This is a genomic window from Bacillus sp. FSL K6-0268, assembly GCF_038005425.1.
Classification (GTDB): Bacteria; Bacillota; Bacilli; order Bacillales; family Bacillaceae_G; genus Bacillus_A; species Bacillus_A thuringiensis_S.
The window spans coordinates 3,505,001-3,522,978 of the sequence record NZ_JBBOTF010000001.1; the positions used below are offsets into that span (position 1 = coordinate 3,505,001).

The following is a 17,978-nucleotide window of genomic DNA, read 5'->3' on the forward strand; positions in this document are numbered from 1 at the left end:
GTACGCTTACCATACCCGTTTTTCGTTACAATTAAGACATTCGTATCTTCTTCAACAATTTCCATACCTACTACTTGGTCCTCTTCGCCTAATGTAATAGCTTTTACACCAGCTGCATTACGGCCCATAGAACGTACATCTTGTTCATTGAAGCGAATTAACATACCGTTGCTTGTCCCTACGATAATATCTTTATCGCCAGATGTTAAACGTACAGAAATCACTTCATCTTCTTCACGAAGCGAAATTGCAATTAAACCGTTCGTACGTATATTTGCAAATGATGAAAGTGGCGTTCTCTTAGAAATACCTTGTTTCGTTGTAAAGAATAAGAACTGGTCGTCACCAAATTCACGAATTGGAATAATGGCATTGATCCACTCACCCTTATCTACCCCTAATAGGTTAATAATTGGTAGCCCTTTTGCAGTACGACTATACTCTGGGATTTCATATCCTTTCGTACGGTATACTTTACCCTTGTTTGTAAAGAATAAAATATGATCATGAGTAGACGTTGTTAATAAGTGTTCAACAAAGTCATCATCATTCGTACCCATTCCTTGTACACCACGTCCCCCACGGTTCTGTGTTTTGTACGTAGAAGCTGGTAACCTCTTAATATAACCGTTATGAGTTAACGTAATTGCAATATTTTGCTCAGGAATTAAATCTTCATCTTCAATAAATTCCATACCGCCAATTGTAATTTCTGTTCGTCTCTTATCATTGAAACGCTCTTTTACTTCTGTTAATTCTTCACGAATAATCTCAAGAACTTTCTCTTCATCTGCTAAAATCGCTTTTAATTCAGCAATTAAATTCATTAAATCTTGATATTCTTGCTCGATTTTTTCACGTTCTAATCCAGTTAAACGTTGCAGACGCATATCTAAAATCGCTTGCGCTTGTTTCTCACTTAAACCGAAACGTTCCATTAAGCCTTGCTTTGCAATATCAGCCGTTTTTGAACTACGAATTAACGTAATAACTTCATCAAGATGATCTAAAGCAATTCGTAATCCTTCTAAAATATGAGCACGTGCCTCTGCTTTTTCTAATTCATACGCAGTACGTCTACGGATTACTACCTTCTGGTGCTCCAAATAATGATATAAGTTTTGTTTTAAATTTAGTACTTGAGGCTCTCCATTTACAAGAGACAACATATTAATACCGAAACTTGTCTGAAGTGCTGTATGTTTATATAGATTGTTTAATAGTACGTTTGCATTGGCGTCACGACGTACTTCCATGACAATACGCATACCATTTCGGTCTGATTCATCACGTAAATCTGTAATACCTTCAATTTTCTTATCGCGAACTAATTCTGCGATTTTTTCAATTAATCGTGCCTTATTAACTTGATAAGGTAGTTCCGTTACGATAATAGATTGTTTACCATTTGATTTCTCTTCAATTTCAACTTTGGCACGAAGCATAATAGAACCGCGCCCTGTTTCATAAGCTCTACGGATGCCACTTCGACCTAAGATTAAACCTGATGTCGGGAAGTCTGGTCCAGGAATATATTCCATTAACTCCGCTATAGTAATATCCGGGTTATGACTTAATGCCAACACACCATCAATTACTTCGCCAAGTTGATGCGGCGGAATATTTGTTGCCATACCAACTGCAATACCTGTCGTACCGTTTACTAATAAATTAGGAAAACGCGCTGGTAATACAATCGGCTCTCTTTCCGAACCATCGTAGTTATCTTGATAATCAATTGTATTTTTTGAAATATCACGTATTAATTCCATAGAAATCTTAGACATTCTTGCCTCTGTATAACGCATTGCCGCTGCTGAATCTCCATCTACAGAACCGAAGTTACCATGCCCATCTACAAGCATATAACGTTGACTGAAATCTTGCGCCATACGTACCATTGTTTCATAAACGGCTGAATCACCATGAGGGTGATACTTCCCGATTACTTCACCGACAATACGTGCTGATTTCTTATACGCTTTATCAGCTGTAATTCCTAAATCATTCATCGCATATAAAACCCTACGATGCACAGGTTTTAATCCATCACGAACATCTGGTAATGCACGAGATACGATAACACTCATTGCGTAATCTAAAAATGAGGTACGCATTTCATGACTAATATTAATTTCTCGAATTCGTGCTTGTTGTTGATTGTCTGACATCAACGAGCACCTCCTCTTACGTTTCCGTTATACATACATTGATTTATATGTAGAAGACAGGAATACTTAGATTCCTGTCATTACTCATTTAAATATCAAGGTTTTTCACGTATTTTGCATTCTCTTGGATAAAGTTACGACGTGGTTCCACTTTATCACCCATTAAAATTTCAAATGTTTCATCTGCTTCTATTGCATCTTGAAGAGAAACTTGAAGTAACGAACGTACTTCTGGATCCATTGTCGTCTCCCATAGCTGAGTTGGATTCATCTCTCCAAGACCTTTATAACGTTGAATTCCTGGTTTCGGCTGGGCTGGTAACTCAGCTAATATTTTTTCAAGTTCTTTATCATTATAAGCATATTGAATTTTTTTACCTTGTTGCACCTTAAACAACGGTGGCTGTGCGATATATATATATCCACACTCAATTATTTGACGCATATAACGATAGAAGAACGTTAATAATAGGGTACGAATATGCGCACCATCAACATCGGCATCGGTCATAATAATAACTTTATGATAGCGTGCTTTTTCGATATCGAAGTCCCCACCAATATTTGTACCAATCGCCGTAATAATTGTACGAACTTCATCATTTGATAAAATCTTATCTAAGCGTGCCTTTTCAACATTAATAATTTTACCCTTCAGCGGTAAAATTGCTTGAAAATGACGATCGCGTCCTTGTTTTGCAGATCCACCCGCAGAGTCACCCTCTACGATATAAATTTCACTAATTGCTGGATCTTTAGAAGAACAATCTGCCAATTTCCCTGGTAAACTTGAAACTTCTAAAGCACTCTTTCGGCGAGTTAGCTCACGAGCTTTTTTAGCTGCTACACGCGCACGTGCTGCCATCGTTCCTTTATCTACAATCTTACGTGCAACATTGGGATTTTCCAGTAAGAATTTTTCAAAAGCCTCAGAGAATACTGACTCCGTAATCGTCCTCGCTTCACTATTTCCAAGTTTCGTCTTCGTTTGCCCTTCAAATTGTGGATTTGGATGTTTAATTGACACAATTGCTGTTAAACCTTCACGAACATCTTCACCAGTCAAATTACTATCCGCATCTTTTAAAATGTTATTTTTACGACCATAATCGTTAATCACACGTGTTAAGGCAGTTTTAAATCCTACCTCATGTGTACCACCTTCATACGTATGAATATTATTTGTAAATGAGTAAATATGATTTGTATATCCTTCGTTATATTGAAGCGCAACTTCAACTTGAATACCATCTTTTGAACCTTCTACATATACAGGCTCTTCATGAATTGGTTGTTTTGAACGATTTAAATGTTCAACATATGATTTAATTCCACCTTCATAGTGGAACTCTTTCTTTTGCTTATGTTCACGTTTATCTTCAATTGTTAATTTAATATTACGATTTAAAAACGCCAACTCACGCATACGAGTCGCTAGCGTATCGAATTCATATTCTGTCGTCTCTTTAAAAATTTCTGGATCCGGTTTAAAGCGAGTTATTGTTCCAGTCTTATCTGTATCACCGATGACTTTTAAATCTGCAACCGGAATACCTCTTTCGTATTTTTGGTAATGGATTTTACCATCACGATGTACAAATACTTCTAATTCTGTTGATAAGGCATTTACAACAGATGCACCAACACCGTGCAAACCACCAGAAACTTTGTAACCGCCACCGCCAAATTTACCACCAGCGTGGAGGACAGTCATAATAACCTCTACTGCAGGACGTCCCATTTTTTCTTGTATACCAACTGGAATACCACGTCCATTATCCGTTACAAGAATACTATTATCTTCTTCGATACTAACGTTAATTTCATCACAATATCCTGCTAACGCTTCATCGATACTATTATCGACAATCTCCCATACAAGGTGGTGAAGTCCCTTTCCACTCGTAGATCCAATATACATACCCGGACGTTTCCGAACTGCCTCTAGTCCTTCAAGTACCTGTATCTGACTTTCATCATATGCATTTTCTTGCATTTGTTTTTGTTCCATTGACACAAAGATCACCTACTTTTCCATTTAAACAGGGGTTTATGCCCTATCTATTTCACAATCTACCGTGCCGTTCGTTACATGAATTGTTTTCGCATCTTTTAATGTTTCGTGTTCAATTCCGTCGACACTCGTCGTTGTAACAAATGTTTGCACCTTTCCTTGAATTGTATTTAACAGATGTGATTGACGATAATCGTCTAATTCTGATAAAACATCATCCAGCAAAAGGATTGGATATTCTTTAACCTCTGAATAAATTAATTCAATTTCAGCTAATTTTAGGGATAGTGCGGTCGTTCGTTGTTGCCCTTGCGAACCAAAGACTTGAACATTTTTACTATTAACGAAGAATTGTAAATCATCACGATGAGGACCAATTAAAGTCGTACCACGGAAAATTTCACGTTGTTTCACAGATTGAAAACTTTCATAGTATACTTCTTTTATTTTCGACAAATCCATTGATTCTGATACATCTACACTTGGTTTATAGACAATTTCTAACTCTTCTAATCCACGGCTTATACCGCGATGAATTGGAGCTGCCCATTCCTGTAGCAAATGCAAAAATTCAAAACGTTTTTGCAGTATTTTCGCACCATGCTCAATTAGTTGAAGTGTAAATACATCCAACATCGTTTCCTCATTCTTACTATTCCCTTGCATTTTTTTCAACAAGTGATTTCGTTGCGTGAGCACCTTTTGATATTGACTTAATTCATACAAATATATAGGAGCTATTTGTCCTAATTCCATATCTAAAAAGCGTCTTCTTACTTGAGGGCTTCCTTTTACAAGATTTAAATCTTCTGGGGCAAACATGACAACGTTCATCACGCCAATATATTGACTTAACTTTTGTTGTTCAAGTTGATTTAATTTTGCCTTTTTACCTTTTTTCGAAATATTTAATTCCAAAGACAAAGAACTGTTTCTTTTTTGTAATTTCCCTTTTATTTGACCAAACTCTTCATCCCAGCGGATAAGTTCGCGATCATTAGAGGTTCTATGAGATTTCGCCATCGCTAAAACATAAATAGCTTCCATCAAGTTTGTTTTCCCTTGTGCATTTTCGCCGATAATTACATTTACCTTATCTTCAAAGGAAAGCTCTAATTTTTCATAATTGCGATAGTTTTTTAATTGTATTTCTGAAATAAACAAAGGGCTCCCCCTTTATGCCTGAACTTGGAAAGTTCCGCTTCCTGGAATTTCAATAACATCATTCGCATATAGTTTGCGACCTCTTCTATTTTCAAGTTCGTTGTTCACGTACACTTCATATTCTTGTAAAAACCATTTTACAGCGCCACCTGTATCAATTACATCAGCTAACTTTAAAAATTGTCCTAGTGTAATATACTCTGTTGAAATTTTAATATGTTTCATAAAATCGCTCACTTTCTGAAAGTGTTCATTCTTTCATTGTACTAAATAAACTAACATTAGGAAAGTAATACCCAAAAATCAAATAAGGGCCACTAGCATCTTTAAACTAGCAACCCTTATTCCTTACCTAGTAAGTACGAACCGGTAAAATTAATTGAATAATTGAATCATCATTTACTGTACGAATTAAGAACGGTCTCATCGCCCCAGTAAAGCTAACTTTAATCTCTGTACTATCTAGAGCTTTCAATGCATCCATCATATATTTTGCACTAAAAGATATTTTTAACTCTTCTCCATCTACTTTTTCACATTGTACTTCTTCGACAACTTTTCCAATTTCTGGTGAATTCGAGGAGATCTCTAGCATTTCTTGCTCTAAAGTTGATAATTTGACAACGTTATTGCGGCCATCTCTCGCTAATAGTGAAGCACGATCAATTGCTTGTAGGAATTCTTTTGTATTTACAAAAATATCCGTTTTACTCTCTGCTGGAATTAAACGTGTCGTATCTGGATAATTTCCTTCTAACAATCTTGAGAAGAATAATAAATGCTTTGTACGGAATAATACTTGATACTCAGTTATTACAATATCTACCATCTCTTCAGACTCATCCAGAATTTTACTTAATTCGTTTAAGCTCTTACCTGGAATAACAACATTAGCTTGAAATTCATCTGCAATATTATGTCCTTCGATTTTCGCTTTTCGAAGTGCCAGTCTATGACTATCTGTTGCAATACAAGTTAACTCGCTGTTATATACCTTCCAGTTTACACCTGTCAAGATTGGTCTTGTTTCAGAAGTAGAAACTGCAAATACAGTTTGTCTAATCATATGCTTAAGTAAATCTGTTGGTATCTTAAATACATGATGTTCTTCAATCTGTGGTAATAACGGATATTCTGCAGAATCTAAACCATTTAAGTTAAACTCTGATTTTCCAGATTTTATTTTTGTCATAAAATGATTTTCCACAGAAATTTCGACAGTATCCTTAGGTAGTTTTTTTACAATCTCACTAAAATATTTTGCTTGTAAAACAATGCTTCCTGATTGAGCTATTTCTACGATTTCTTTTCCATCTTCTTCGACTGGAATAAACGATTCAATAGAAATATCAGCATCGCTTCCTGTTAATGTAACCCCTTCTTCAGTAGCTACAACTTTAATTCCCGTAAGGATGGGGATTGTTGTACGAGAAGAAACTGCCTTCATTACATCTTGTACACCTCTTACAAGATAGTCTTTTTGTATTGTAAAACGCATAAAGAAAAACCTCCGGTAAGTATAAGATTTTATTTAATTAATAAAGATAAAAAATAGTAGTAATAGTAATAGGGCTTGTGGATATGTGGATAACCCCTTTGAAGGATGTAAAAACAGTCTATCTACATGTGGATAGACTGTGCGTAAAACAAGGTAAGTTATTCACACTATTCAGCTACTACTTTAAAATACCATTAATTTCTTCAACTTGCTTTTGTAATTGCGTATCGGTTTTTAGTAGTTTAGAAATTTTTTCATGGGCATGGATAACTGTTGTATGATCACGTCCACCAAATTCTTCACCTATTTTTGGTAAAGAGGAATCCGTAAGTTCGCGTGATAAATACATTGCAATTTGGCGAGGAAACGCAACTGATTTTGTACGTTTTTTCGCTTTAAAATCTTCTAATTTTACTTGATAAACGTCTCCGACAGCTTTTTGAATATCATAAATAGAGATAATTTTCGGCTTAGAATTTGGAATAATATCTTTAAGTGCTTCAGCTGCTAAATCAGCATTAATATCTTTATTAATTAAAGATGAATAAGCTACAACTCGGATAAGTGCACCTTCTAATTCGCGAATATTTGAATCAATTTGATTTGCGATATAAAGCATAACTTCATTTGGTATATCAAGCCCTTCAGCTTTTGCTTTTTTGCGTAAAATTGCAATTCGTGTCTCTAAATCTGGCGGCGTAATATCTGTAATAAGTCCCCATTCAAAGCGAGAACGAAGACGATCTTCTAAAGTTGGAATTTCTTTTGGTGGTCGATCACTAGAAATTACAATTTGTTTACTTTCTTCGTGTAATGCATTAAATGTATGGAAAAACTCTTCTTGAGTTTGTTCTTTTCCAGCAAGAAATTGAATATCATCTATCAATAAAACATCTACATTGCGATATTTATTACGAAAATCAACAGCTTTATTATCACGAATAGAGTTAATAAATTCATTCGTGAATTTTTCTGATGATAAATATACAACTTTTGCATTTGGATTATGTTCAATTACATAATGGCCAATCGCGTGCATTAAATGCGTCTTTCCAAGCCCAACTCCCCCGTAAATAAAGAGTGGATTATACGCTTTAGCTGGCGCCTCGGCTACAGCTAATGAAGCTGCATGGGCAAAACGGTTACCAGAGCCGATAACAAATGTATCAAATGTATATTTTGGATTTAACATGCTCTGTGGTAAATGAGCTGAATCATCTTGTGCTGGATTCCGCTTAACTGGAGGAAGATCAATGTCCTCTTCCGCTTGACTTTGGGGAATAATAAAGCGAATTGCTAATTTTGCCCCTGTTAAATCGTATAGTGTTTCTGAAATTAGTTCTGAGTAATGAGATTCTAGCCAGTCACGAGCAAATTCATTTGGAGCTGTAATCGTTAATACGTCTTTCTTCAAGTTATGAGCCGTTGTTGATTTTAACCATGTCTCATAACTAGGCTTGCTTACCTTTTTTTCTAATTCTTTTAAAGCACTATTCCATAAATCAGAGATATTTTCCAAAGGTGTCCCTCCTTTACTAAGATGGTAAAAGAATAAGGCTGCGCAACAAATGTACAACCTAATAAATATAAAATGTATATTTATACGAAACGTATTTTAAAACCTAAAAACGTCGTTTGTATATGAGATAGGGTTTTCGACAAAAAAACCAAATGTGGACAACTGTTTACCCACATGTGATTAAAACTGTCCACATGTTATACACAAATTGTGGATAAGATAAAGATGTGGAAAACTTATTCAAAGTGAAAACACAACTATAATATCAAAAAAAAGTGGCTATAGCAATGAATTTAAGAAAGTTATCCACAAAATCAATACCTTGTGGAATAAACTTGTCCACAACACGATATACTGTGTAAAAGTGGGAAAAAAGTTTGTGGATATAAAAAACGTGAAAAAACATTTATCCACAAGGAAATATAGATGCTGTGAAAAAGTATGTGAATAGGTTCAAAATGAATATTTAATGAAAATTTCTAGAACCATTGACATTTTCCTAGTTGATTAACTATAATTTATAGGACTGTCTTTAACAGATATTCCTCAGGGAGGTGTCATATAATGAAAAGAACTTACCAACCAAATAAACGTAAGCGCAGCAAAGTACATGGTTTCCGCAGCCGTATGAGCACAGCGAACGGACGTAAAGTGCTAGCAGCTCGTCGTCGTAAAGGAAGAAAAGTATTATCTGCGTAGACCACTGATCGTTCAGTGGTCTTTTTTTCTAATAATAGTGAATTTCCGCTGATGAAATACAGGAGTGTCAATTGATATGAAGAAAAAACATCGTATAAAGAAGAATGATGAATTCCAGGCGGTTTTTCAAAAAGGAAAATCAAATGCGAATCGTCAGTTTGTTGTATACCAATTAGATAAAGAAGAACAGCCAAACTTTCGCATCGGCCTTTCTGTTAGCAAGAAAATAGGAAATGCAGTAGTTCGTAATCGAATTAAGCGCATGGTCCGTCAAGCTATTACAGAGTTAAAAGATGAGATAGATTCTGGAAAAGATTTTGTTATAATAGCAAGGAAGCCTTGTGCAGAGATGACATATGAAGAAGTAAAGAAAAGCTTAATTCATGTCTTTAAACGCTCTGGTATGAAAAGAATAAAAAAGTAGCGTAAGGAAATGAATTACACTATATACATACCGATACAAGGAGGAGTAGGCTTTGAAAAAGAAATTAGGTTTACTAGCCATGGTCGTTGCATTAATGGCGATTGCCACCGGTTGTAGTGAAACGGGTCAGCCGATTACATCGAAAAGTACTGGGATTTGGAATGAATATTTCGTATATCCGCTTTCTCAGTTAATCACGTATTTTGCCGACTTATTTAACAGTAATTACGGTTTAGCAATTGTTATTACAACTCTTATCATTCGTTTTGCATTATTACCATTAATGATTAAACAAACAAAGAGTACAAAAGCAATGCAAGCGTTACAACCAGAAATGGTGAAGTTAAAAGAGAAATATAGTTCTAAAGATCAAGCAACACAGCAAAAACTACAACAAGAAATGATGCAGTTATATCAAAAGAATGGTGTAAATCCATTGGCAGGATGTTTACCGATATTTGTTCAGATGCCTATTTTATTCGCGTTTTATCATGCGATTATGAGAACAACAGCAATTAGTGAACATACATTTTTATGGTTTGATTTAGGACAGGCAGATCCGTTCTATATCTTACCGGTTGTTGCAGCAATTACGACATTTATTCAGCAAAAGCTTGCAATGGCAGGAACAGCTGGTCAAAATCCGCAAATGGCAATGATGCTTTGGCTTATGCCGATTATGATTTTAATCTTTGCAATTAACTTCCCAGCTGCATTATCACTTTACTGGGTTGTTGGTAATATCTTTGGTATTGCTCAAATGTACTTTATCAAAGGGCCAGAGATTAAGGCTAGCAAAGCTGGAGGCTCAAGCAAGTGAGTATAATTACTGCTAAAGGACAAACAGTCGAGCTGGCAGTAGAGGATGCTTTAAGGCAATTAAATACATCAAAAGATCGAGTAGATATAAATATTGTCGATGAGGGTAAAAGAGGATTCTTAGGTTTATTTGGGAATCGTCCTGCAGTAGTAGAAGTTGTATTGAAGAAAGATCCAATTCAGGAATGTGAAGAATATTTAAGAAATGTTATTCACAATATGGGTGTGGAAGTTGAAATTAGTAAAGTTGTAAAAGGACGCGAGATCGAATTTACAATTTCTGGTGATGATGTAGGAGTTTTAATTGGAAAAAGAGGTAATACACTAAACTCTTTACAGTATTTAACAAAACTTGTTGCGAATCGTAACACGAAGCAGTATATAGGTATTACACTAGATGCTGAAAATTATCGTAGTAAAAGAAAAAGTACGCTAGAATCACTTTCTTATCGATTAGCGAAACAAGTATCTAATACGAAAAAAAGAGTTATTTTAGAACCGATGCCATCTTTTGAACGAAAAATTATTCATCAGGCATTATCAAATCATCAAGGTATCAAAACAACTTCTGAAGGAAATGAACCACATCGGCATGTTGTAATATCTCCTAAATGACCGGTTGCTCAAATGAGTGCCGGTTTTTTTGAGCGAAAAATAGATGTGGATAACTAAAAAACACTAAACTTATCCACTGTGAATAAGTTTAGTGTTTTTTACATGGGGATATAATAAAATGAGTTATTCTTCTTTTGTAGATAGGTTCGTTATGGTATCCTAATAATTTAGTGAAAGAAATAATCATGTTGAAATAGAGATAAATAAGCAAGTGAGGTGAAAGGACATGGAATTTGATACAATTGCTGCGATTTCCACAGCGCTTGGAGAGGGTGCAATTGCCATTGTTCGAGTAAGTGGGGATGATGCGGTTGAGAAAGTTGACCGTATTTTTAAAGGGAAGGATTTAACAGAGGTTCCTTCTCACACTATTCATTATGGTCATATCGTTGATTTAGATACAAATCAAGTTATTGAAGAAGTTATGGTGTCTATTATGCGCGCACCAAGGACTTTTACACGTGAAAATATAGTGGAAATTAACTGTCATGGCGGACTTGTTTCAGTAAATAAAGTATTGCAACTTATTCTAGCGCAAGGAGTACGATTGGCAGAACCGGGCGAATTTACAAAACGTGCTTTTTTAAATGGACGTATCGATCTATCACAAGCAGAAGCTGTTATGGATTTGATTCGAGCAAAAACAGATCGTGCGATGAATGTAGCAATTAATCAAATGGAAGGGCGATTATCTAAATTAATTGGTCGCCTACGTCAAGAAATATTAGAAACATTAGCTCATGTTGAGGTAAATATAGATTATCCAGAATACGATGATGTAGAAGAGATGACACATAATATTTTAATTGAGAAAGCGACGCATGTTCGTTCGGAAATCGAAAAAATATTAGAAACATCAAAACAAGGGAAAATTTTACGTGAAGGTATTGCTACAGCAATTATCGGTAGACCTAATGTTGGGAAATCATCGTTATTAAATAGTCTTGTTCAGGAGAAAAAAGCAATTGTAACTGATATTGCAGGAACAACTCGTGATGTTATTGAAGAGTACGTTAATGTGCGTGGTGTACCTCTTAAACTTATAGATACAGCCGGTATTCGTGAGACAGAAGATGTTGTTGAACGAATTGGTGTGGAGCGATCAAAAGAAATGATGAGCCAAGCAGATTTAGTATTAGTTGTTGTCAACTATAGCGAGGCTTTAACAAATGAGGATGAAGATCTATTCCATGCGGTACAAGGAAAAGACTTTATTGTTATTGTGAATAAGACTGATTTACCGCAAGCGATTGATATGGAACGTGTTACAGAGTTAGCTGCGGGAAATCGTGTTATTACAACATCCTTAATTGAGGAACAAGGAATAGATGAACTCGAAAAGGCAATAGCTGATTTATTCTTTGAAGGAACAATCGATTCTGCAGATATGACATATGTTTCTAATGCGAGACATATTGGATTATTAACACAAGCGGGACAAACAATCGGTGATGCAATTGAGGCAATAGAAAATGGTGTACCAATTGATATGGTGCAAATTGATTTAACAAGAACGTGGGAAATACTTGGTGAAATTACTGGTGACACAGTCCATGAAAGCCTAATTGACCAGTTGTTCTCTCAATTTTGTTTAGGAAAATAATATAGTGATGTTTTAGAAAGATAGAGATTATTAGGAGGAATAAACAATGGGATACAATGCCGGTTCATACGATGTCATAGTAATCGGTGCAGGTCATGCAGGATGTGAAGCTGGTCTTGCGGCAGCACGAATGGGCTCAAAAACATTAATGTTAACAATTAACTTAGATATGGTAGCTTTCATGCCATGTAACCCTTCTGTTGGTGGACCAGCAAAAGGGATTGTTGTTCGTGAAATTGATGCATTAGGCGGAGAAATGGGACGTAATATTGATAAAACTCATATTCAAATGCGTATGCTAAATACAGGTAAGGGGCCAGCTGTACGTGCACTTCGAGCGCAAGCTGATAAATTCTCTTACCAACATGAATTGAAGAAAACAATTGAAGAAACACCAAACTTAACGTTATTCCAAGGAATGGTAGAGCGTTTAATCGTTGAAGATGGTATGTGTAAAGGGGTAGTTACACAAGCTGGTGCAGAATATACAGCAAAAACCGTTGTAATTACGACTGGAACATTTTTACGTGGCGAGATTATCATGGGCGACTTAAAATATTCAAGCGGTCCAAATAATCAGCAACCGTCTATTACATTATCTGAGCATTTAGAGGAACTTGGGTTTGATCTTGTTAGATTTAAAACAGGGACACCTCCGCGTGTAAACAGTAATACAATTGACTACAGTAAAACAGAAATTCAACCGGGTGATGATAAGCCACGTTCGTTCTCTTTTGAAACAACGAAATTTATTATGGATCAAATTCCATGTTGGTTGACATATACAAGTACAGAAACACACCGTTTAATAGATGAAAATTTACATCGTTCAGCTATGTATTCTGGTATGATTAAAGGAACAGGCCCTAGATACTGTCCTTCTATTGAAGACAAAGTAGTAAGATTTAATGATAAACCACGTCATCAAATTTTCTTAGAGCCAGAAGGGCGTAATACACAAGAAGTATATGTGCAAGGTTTATCCACAAGCCTACCAGAAGATGTACAACGTGACATGCTTAGAACAATTCCAGGCCTAGAAAATGTTGAAATGATGCGCACAGGTTATGCAATTGAATATGATGCAATTGTGCCAACACAACTATGGCCAACACTTGAAACGAAAAAGATTAAAAATTTATATACAGCAGGACAAATTAATGGAACTTCTGGTTACGAAGAGGCGGCAGGACAAGGGCTTATGGCTGGGATTAATGCAGCATGCCGTTCTTTAGGTAAAAAAGAAGTTGTTTTAGGTCGTGAGGATGCTTATATTGGTGTCTTAATTGATGATCTTGTTACGAAAGGTACAAATGAACCATATCGTTTATTAACATCTCGTGCAGAATACCGTCTATTATTACGCCATGATAATGCTGATCTTCGTTTAACTGAAGTTGGTCGTGAAATTGGATTAATTAAAGAAGAGCGCTATGAGCGATTTACAAATAAAAAACTACAAATTGAACAGGAAAAGGAACGTTTAAGCAGCATTATTATTAAACCACGTCCTGAGGTTCAAGAATTAATTCGCAATATTGGCGGAAGTGAATTGAAAGATGGAATACGTGCGAGTGACTTATTACGTCGTCCAGAGATGACATATGAGCATATTCATCTTTTAGTACCAAGTGAAGTAGAATTAAGTGATGAAGTTACAGAACAAGTTGAAATTCAGATTAAGTACGAAGGATACATTGAAAAATCTTTACAGCAAGTAGAGCGTATGAAGAAAATGGAGAGTAAAAAAATACCTGTAGATATTGATTATGATGCGATTTCTAGCCTTGCCTCAGAAGCTAGACAGAAATTGAAAGATGTTCGTCCACTTTCAATGGGGCAGGCTTCACGTATTTCTGGCGTAAATCCAGCGGATATTTCCATTTTACTTGTTTATATAGAACAAGGAAAAATTGCGCGCGTATCGAACCAATAAATAGTAAGGAGATATTGCTAGATGAACATAGAACAATTTCAATCTATGCTAGAAGAGAAGGGGATCACCCTCTCTTCTAGACAGTTAGAGCAGTTCAAAATCTACTTTGAAACATTAGTAGAGTGGAATGAGAAAATGAACTTAACGGCTATTACAGAAAAAGAAGAAGTATACTTAAAACACTTTTTTGATTCTATTACAGCTGCTTTTTATTATGATTTTTCAAAACCGTTCTCAATTTGTGATGTTGGTGCAGGGGCTGGATTCCCAAGTATTCCTTTAAAAATCTGTTTCCCGCACTTAAAAGTAACAATTGTAGATTCATTGCAAAAACGTATTAATTTCTTAAATCACTTAGCACAAAAGTTAGAATTAAGTGATGTTGCATTTTGTCATGATCGTGCTGAAACATTTGGGAAAAAAGAAGGTGTACGTGAATCATACGATATTGTAATGGCACGTGCAGTTGCACGTCTTTCTGTATTAAGTGAGCTATGTTTACCACTTGTAAAAGTTGGAGGAACATTCATTGCAATGAAAGGTGCAGCAGCAAATGAAGAAATCGAAAATGGTAAGTATGCTTTAGAGGTGCTAGGCGGAGAGTTAAAAGAGATGTCTACGTTCCAATTACCGTTTGAAGAGAGTGAACGTAATATTTTATTAATCGAGAAAAAGCGCAAGACACCAAAGAAATATCCACGCAAACCGGGAACGCCCAATAAATTACCTATTGAAAAATAAATCTTATTAGACGTAAGATTAAATTATATAAATGAAAACGTAAATGTTTCATAGGAAACATTTTATGGAGAATAGTCAATAGGCCTAAAAGGTGGTGGAATATGTATGAAAAATACGTTTTCTCGTTTATTTGGCTTTGGAGATAAAGAGAGCGAATTCGAATTACAAGACGAAAGCCATGAAGAAATAGATAAAAAGGTATATGAAGAAATACAAGAAATTCCGATAGTAAATATTACCCCTAACCGTTATCAACCAAGAACAGTTTTTGATGATGCACGTATTGATGAGCTAGCATTAACGATTCGTACACATGGACTTATTCAACCGATTGTTGTAAGGCAATATGAGGATGATAAGTACGAGATTATCGCTGGAGAAAGACGCTTTCGTGCGGCAACAAAGTTAGGTTGGGAAAAGGTTCCTGCAATTATAAAGAACTTAAATGATACAGAGACAGCTTCTGTAGCTTTAATTGAAAACTTGCAACGTGAGGAACTAACGGCAATCGAGGAAGCTGTGGCATATCAAAAGCTGATTGAGTTACATAATTTAACACAAGAAGCATTGGCACAACGACTTGGAAAAGGACAATCTACAATCGCAAATAAGTTGCGATTGTTAAAGTTGCCTGAAGAAATAAAAAGTGCATTATTAGAAAAAAGCATTACAGAACGTCACGCCCGCGCTCTCATTCCTTTAAAAAATGAGGAATTACAACTGAAGGTTTTACAGGAAATTGTGGAGAAACAACTGAATGTAAAGCAAACAGAAGAACGAATTGCGAAGTTACTAGAGGAAGCAAAACCGAAGCGTAAGGCAAAGCAAAAAGCAGTAAGTCGAGATACGAGGATTGCTATGAATACAATTAGACAATCTTTACAAATGGTTACTGAAAGTGGTTTGAATGTTAATTCTGAGGAAGAAGAATTTGATGAGTACTATCAAATTACAATTAAAATTCCAAAGAAAAAATAATAACGACGTGTTAGAGACCTTATCCTATTGGAGAGGTCTCTTTTACTATATTTTCTTGTTAAATGAAGAAGGAGTTTAGAAATAAATTTTGAAGTTTAATAAAGGACGTAAAAGAAAAAGTTTTATTTCATGTTACAATAAACGTAATTGTTATTAGAATAAGATAGAAAGGTTGAAAGTAGGTGACATCATGGGAAAAATCATTGCTATTGCTAATCAAAAAGGCGGTGTTGGAAAAACCACAACATCTGTTAATTTAGGGGCTGGATTGGCGCAAGTAGGTAAAAAAGTCCTTCTTGTAGATATTGATGCTCAAGGAAATGCAACGACTGGTGTGGGAATTGAAAAATCTGAATTAGATCAATGTATTTACAACGTTCTTGTGGAAGATGCAGATGTTCAAGGGGTTATACAGAAAACCGCAACGGAAAACTTAGATGTTCTACCCGCTACAATTCAATTGGCTGGTGCTGAAATTGAATTGGTACCGACTATTTCCCGGGAAGTACGTTTACAAAGAGCATTACAGCCAGTTCGTGATGAATATGATTATATTATTATCGACTGTCCCCCATCTTTAGGGTTATTAACAATTAATGCATTAACAGCAGCAGATTCTGTTATTATTCCTGTACAGTGTGAATATTACGCACTAGAAGGGTTAAGTCAGCTATTAAATACAGTTCGACTTGTACAAAAACATTTAAATAAAAATTTAGCAATTCAAGGTGTATTGTTAACGATGTTGGATGCCCGTACAAATTTAGGGATCCAAGTTATAGATGAAGTGAAAAAGTATTTTAGGGATAAAGTATATCGCTCGATTATTCCGCGTAATGTACGCTTGAGTGAGGCTCCAAGTCATGGGAAACCTATTATGCAGTATGACGCTAAATCAAGAGGAGCAGAAGTATATATAGATTTAGCAGAGGAAGTGATTGCAGGTGGCTAAGGGATTAGGAAGAGGAATTAATGTGTTTTTTCCTGATTTAGATGTGAAAGAAGAGGAAACAATTCAGGAGATTCTTGTAACTGAATTAAGGCCAAATCCATATCAACCGCGTAAACACTTTAATAAAGAGGCTATTCAGGAATTAGCAATTTCGATTAAGGAACACGGTATTCTACAACCATTAATTGCTAGGAAGAGTATTAAAGGATATGAAATCGTTGCAGGTGAAAGACGATTTCGTGCTGCAAAAGAGGCTGGTTTAGAAAAGGTACCTGCGGTTGTAAGACAATTAACTGAACAGCAAATGATGGAATTTGCTTTGTTAGAAAACTTACAACGAGAAGATTTAAATCCTATGGAAGAGGCAATGGCATACCAGATGTTAATGAATGAGCTAAATGTAACGCAAGAACAATTAGCGAAACGTCTTGGCAAAAGCAGACCTTACATTGCAAATTATACTCGGTTATTAAGCCTCCCTTCGTTCGTCCAAGATATGATTGCAAATGGTCAACTTTCAATGGCTCATGGGAGAACTTTACTTACGATAAAAGATGAAGAACAATTGAAGTCCTTATTGAAACGCATTGAAAAAGAAGGATTAAATGTTCGTCAATTAGAGAAAATCGTCCAAGAGATTAATCAACACGTTTCACGTGAAACAAAAAAAGTGAAAAAAGAGCGAAATATATTTTTCGTAGAACGTGAAACGTTCTTAAGAGAAAAGTTTGGCACAGATGTGAAAATTAAAGAGACGAAAAAAGAAAAAGGTAAAATCGAAATTGAATTTTTTAATAAAGAAGATTTGAATCGTATTTTAGAACTATTATCACAAAAAAAATAAA

Annotated in this window: 16 protein-coding genes (1 of these 16 cut by a window edge); 10 read left to right on the forward strand and 6 right to left on the reverse strand. The window is 35.5% G+C overall.

The features are described 5' to 3' along the window. The 6 genes from gyrA to dnaA form a co-directional block, all read right to left on the reverse strand. Nucleotides 1-2,171, reverse strand: the 5' portion of a protein-coding gene (gyrA, locus tag MHI28_RS18105; protein ID WP_001282868.1) for a DNA gyrase subunit A. The gene continues 301 nt to the left of window position 1, outside the view; 2,171 of the gene's 2,472 nt are visible here — the first part of the coding sequence; it begins with the start codon at nucleotides 2,169-2,171; its stop codon lies beyond the left edge, outside the window. Between the two features lie 88 nt (nucleotides 2,172-2,259). Next, the gene (gyrB, locus tag MHI28_RS18110; RefSeq protein ID WP_000435979.1) at nucleotides 2,260-4,182 is read right to left on the reverse strand and encodes a DNA topoisomerase (ATP-hydrolyzing) subunit B; all 1,923 of its coding nucleotides are present in this window, start codon (nucleotides 4,180-4,182) and stop codon (nucleotides 2,260-2,262) included. A gap of 39 nt (nucleotides 4,183-4,221) precedes the next feature. Further along, entirely contained in the window at nucleotides 4,222-5,349 is a 1,128-nt protein-coding gene (gene recF / locus MHI28_RS18115; protein ID WP_000470754.1) for a DNA replication/repair protein RecF, read from the reverse strand. A 12-nt stretch (nucleotides 5,350-5,361) separates the two neighbouring features. Beyond that, on the reverse strand, nucleotides 5,362-5,574 hold the full coding sequence (gene yaaA / locus MHI28_RS18120) for a S4 domain-containing protein YaaA (protein WP_000680510.1): 213 nt from the start codon (nucleotides 5,572-5,574) through the stop codon (nucleotides 5,362-5,364). A 127-nt stretch (nucleotides 5,575-5,701) separates the two neighbouring features. Beyond that, the gene (gene dnaN / locus MHI28_RS18125) at nucleotides 5,702-6,847 is read right to left on the reverse strand and encodes a DNA polymerase III subunit beta (protein WP_001212884.1); all 1,146 of its coding nucleotides are present in this window, start codon (nucleotides 6,845-6,847) and stop codon (nucleotides 5,702-5,704) included. A 178-nt stretch (nucleotides 6,848-7,025) separates the two neighbouring features. Next, nucleotides 7,026-8,366 carry a chromosomal replication initiator protein DnaA gene (dnaA, locus tag MHI28_RS18130; protein WP_000428018.1) on the reverse strand — a complete coding sequence of 447 codons (1,341 nt, stop codon included), beginning with the start codon at nucleotides 8,364-8,366 and terminating at the stop codon, nucleotides 7,026-7,028. A 564-nt stretch (nucleotides 8,367-8,930) separates the two neighbouring features. Between dnaA and rpmH the strand changes: the two genes are divergently transcribed. The 10 genes from rpmH (at nucleotide 8,931) to spo0J (ending at nucleotide 17,977) form a co-directional block, all read left to right on the forward strand. Continuing rightward, complete coding sequence (rpmH, locus tag MHI28_RS18135; RefSeq protein ID WP_000831901.1) at nucleotides 8,931-9,065, forward strand: 50S ribosomal protein L34; 135 nt, start codon at nucleotides 8,931-8,933, stop codon at nucleotides 9,063-9,065. A gap of 76 nt (nucleotides 9,066-9,141) precedes the next feature. Further along, on the forward strand, nucleotides 9,142-9,489 hold the full coding sequence (gene rnpA / locus MHI28_RS18140; protein ID WP_000726621.1) for a ribonuclease P protein component: 348 nt from the start codon (nucleotides 9,142-9,144) through the stop codon (nucleotides 9,487-9,489). A gap of 52 nt (nucleotides 9,490-9,541) precedes the next feature. After that, nucleotides 9,542-10,309, forward strand: a complete 768-nt coding sequence (gene spoIIIJ / locus MHI28_RS18145; RefSeq protein ID WP_000727741.1) for a YidC family membrane integrase SpoIIIJ — start codon at nucleotides 9,542-9,544, stop codon at nucleotides 10,307-10,309. Continuing rightward, nucleotides 10,306-10,923 (forward strand): RNA-binding cell elongation regulator Jag/EloR, encoded by a 618-nt coding sequence (gene jag / locus MHI28_RS18150; RefSeq protein ID WP_000022797.1) that lies wholly within the window; start codon nucleotides 10,306-10,308, stop codon nucleotides 10,921-10,923. The genes spoIIIJ and jag overlap by 4 nt, the downstream gene beginning before the upstream one ends. Before the next feature lie 226 nt (nucleotides 10,924-11,149). Further along, entirely contained in the window at nucleotides 11,150-12,526 is a 1,377-nt protein-coding gene (gene mnmE / locus MHI28_RS18155) for a tRNA uridine-5-carboxymethylaminomethyl(34) synthesis GTPase MnmE (protein ID WP_000393760.1), read from the forward strand. 46 nt (nucleotides 12,527-12,572) lie between these two features. Then, nucleotides 12,573-14,462, forward strand: a complete 1,890-nt coding sequence (gene mnmG, locus MHI28_RS18160) for a tRNA uridine-5-carboxymethylaminomethyl(34) synthesis enzyme MnmG (protein ID WP_000541045.1) — start codon at nucleotides 12,573-12,575, stop codon at nucleotides 14,460-14,462. 21 nt (nucleotides 14,463-14,483) lie between these two features. Continuing rightward, nucleotides 14,484-15,203, forward strand: coding sequence for a 16S rRNA (guanine(527)-N(7))-methyltransferase RsmG (gene rsmG / locus MHI28_RS18165; RefSeq protein ID WP_001019628.1), 720 nt, complete (start codon nucleotides 14,484-14,486; stop codon nucleotides 15,201-15,203). Nucleotides 15,204-15,308: 105 nt separating this feature from the next. Then, complete coding sequence (noc, locus tag MHI28_RS18170; protein ID WP_000799016.1) at nucleotides 15,309-16,181, forward strand: nucleoid occlusion protein; 873 nt, start codon at nucleotides 15,309-15,311, stop codon at nucleotides 16,179-16,181. 190 nt (nucleotides 16,182-16,371) lie between these two features. After that, complete coding sequence (soj, locus tag MHI28_RS18175; RefSeq protein WP_000516114.1) at nucleotides 16,372-17,133, forward strand: sporulation initiation inhibitor protein Soj; 762 nt, start codon at nucleotides 16,372-16,374, stop codon at nucleotides 17,131-17,133. Beyond that, nucleotides 17,126-17,977: a stage 0 sporulation protein Spo0J gene (gene spo0J, locus MHI28_RS18180; RefSeq protein ID WP_001051833.1), complete on the forward strand. Its 852-nt coding sequence runs from the start codon at nucleotides 17,126-17,128 to the stop codon at nucleotides 17,975-17,977. Before soj ends, spo0J begins: the two co-directional genes overlap by 8 nt. The last annotated feature ends 1 nt before the right edge of the window (nucleotide 17,978 follow it).

Coding starts and splice junctions, on each gene's coding strand:
- rnpA (WP_000726621.1), top strand. CDS start 9,142: ATGAAGAAAAAACATCGTATAAAGAAGAATGATGAATTCCAGGCGGTT.
- rpmH (WP_000831901.1), top strand. CDS start 8,931: ATGAAAAGAACTTACCAACCAAATAAACGTAAGCGCAGCAAAGTACAT.
- yaaA (WP_000680510.1), bottom strand. CDS start 5,574: ATGAAACATATTAAAATTTCAACAGAGTATATTACACTAGGACAATTT.
- soj (WP_000516114.1), top strand. CDS start 16,372: ATGGGAAAAATCATTGCTATTGCTAATCAAAAAGGCGGTGTTGGAAAA.
- mnmG (WP_000541045.1), top strand. CDS start 12,573: ATGGGATACAATGCCGGTTCATACGATGTCATAGTAATCGGTGCAGGT.
- gyrB (WP_000435979.1), bottom strand. CDS start 4,182: ATGGAACAAAAACAAATGCAAGAAAATGCATATGATGAAAGTCAGATA.
- rsmG (WP_001019628.1), top strand. CDS start 14,484: ATGAACATAGAACAATTTCAATCTATGCTAGAAGAGAAGGGGATCACC.
- dnaN (WP_001212884.1), bottom strand. CDS start 6,847: ATGCGTTTTACAATACAAAAAGACTATCTTGTAAGAGGTGTACAAGAT.
- mnmE (WP_000393760.1), top strand. CDS start 11,150: ATGGAATTTGATACAATTGCTGCGATTTCCACAGCGCTTGGAGAGGGT.
- noc (WP_000799016.1), top strand. CDS start 15,309: ATGAAAAATACGTTTTCTCGTTTATTTGGCTTTGGAGATAAAGAGAGC.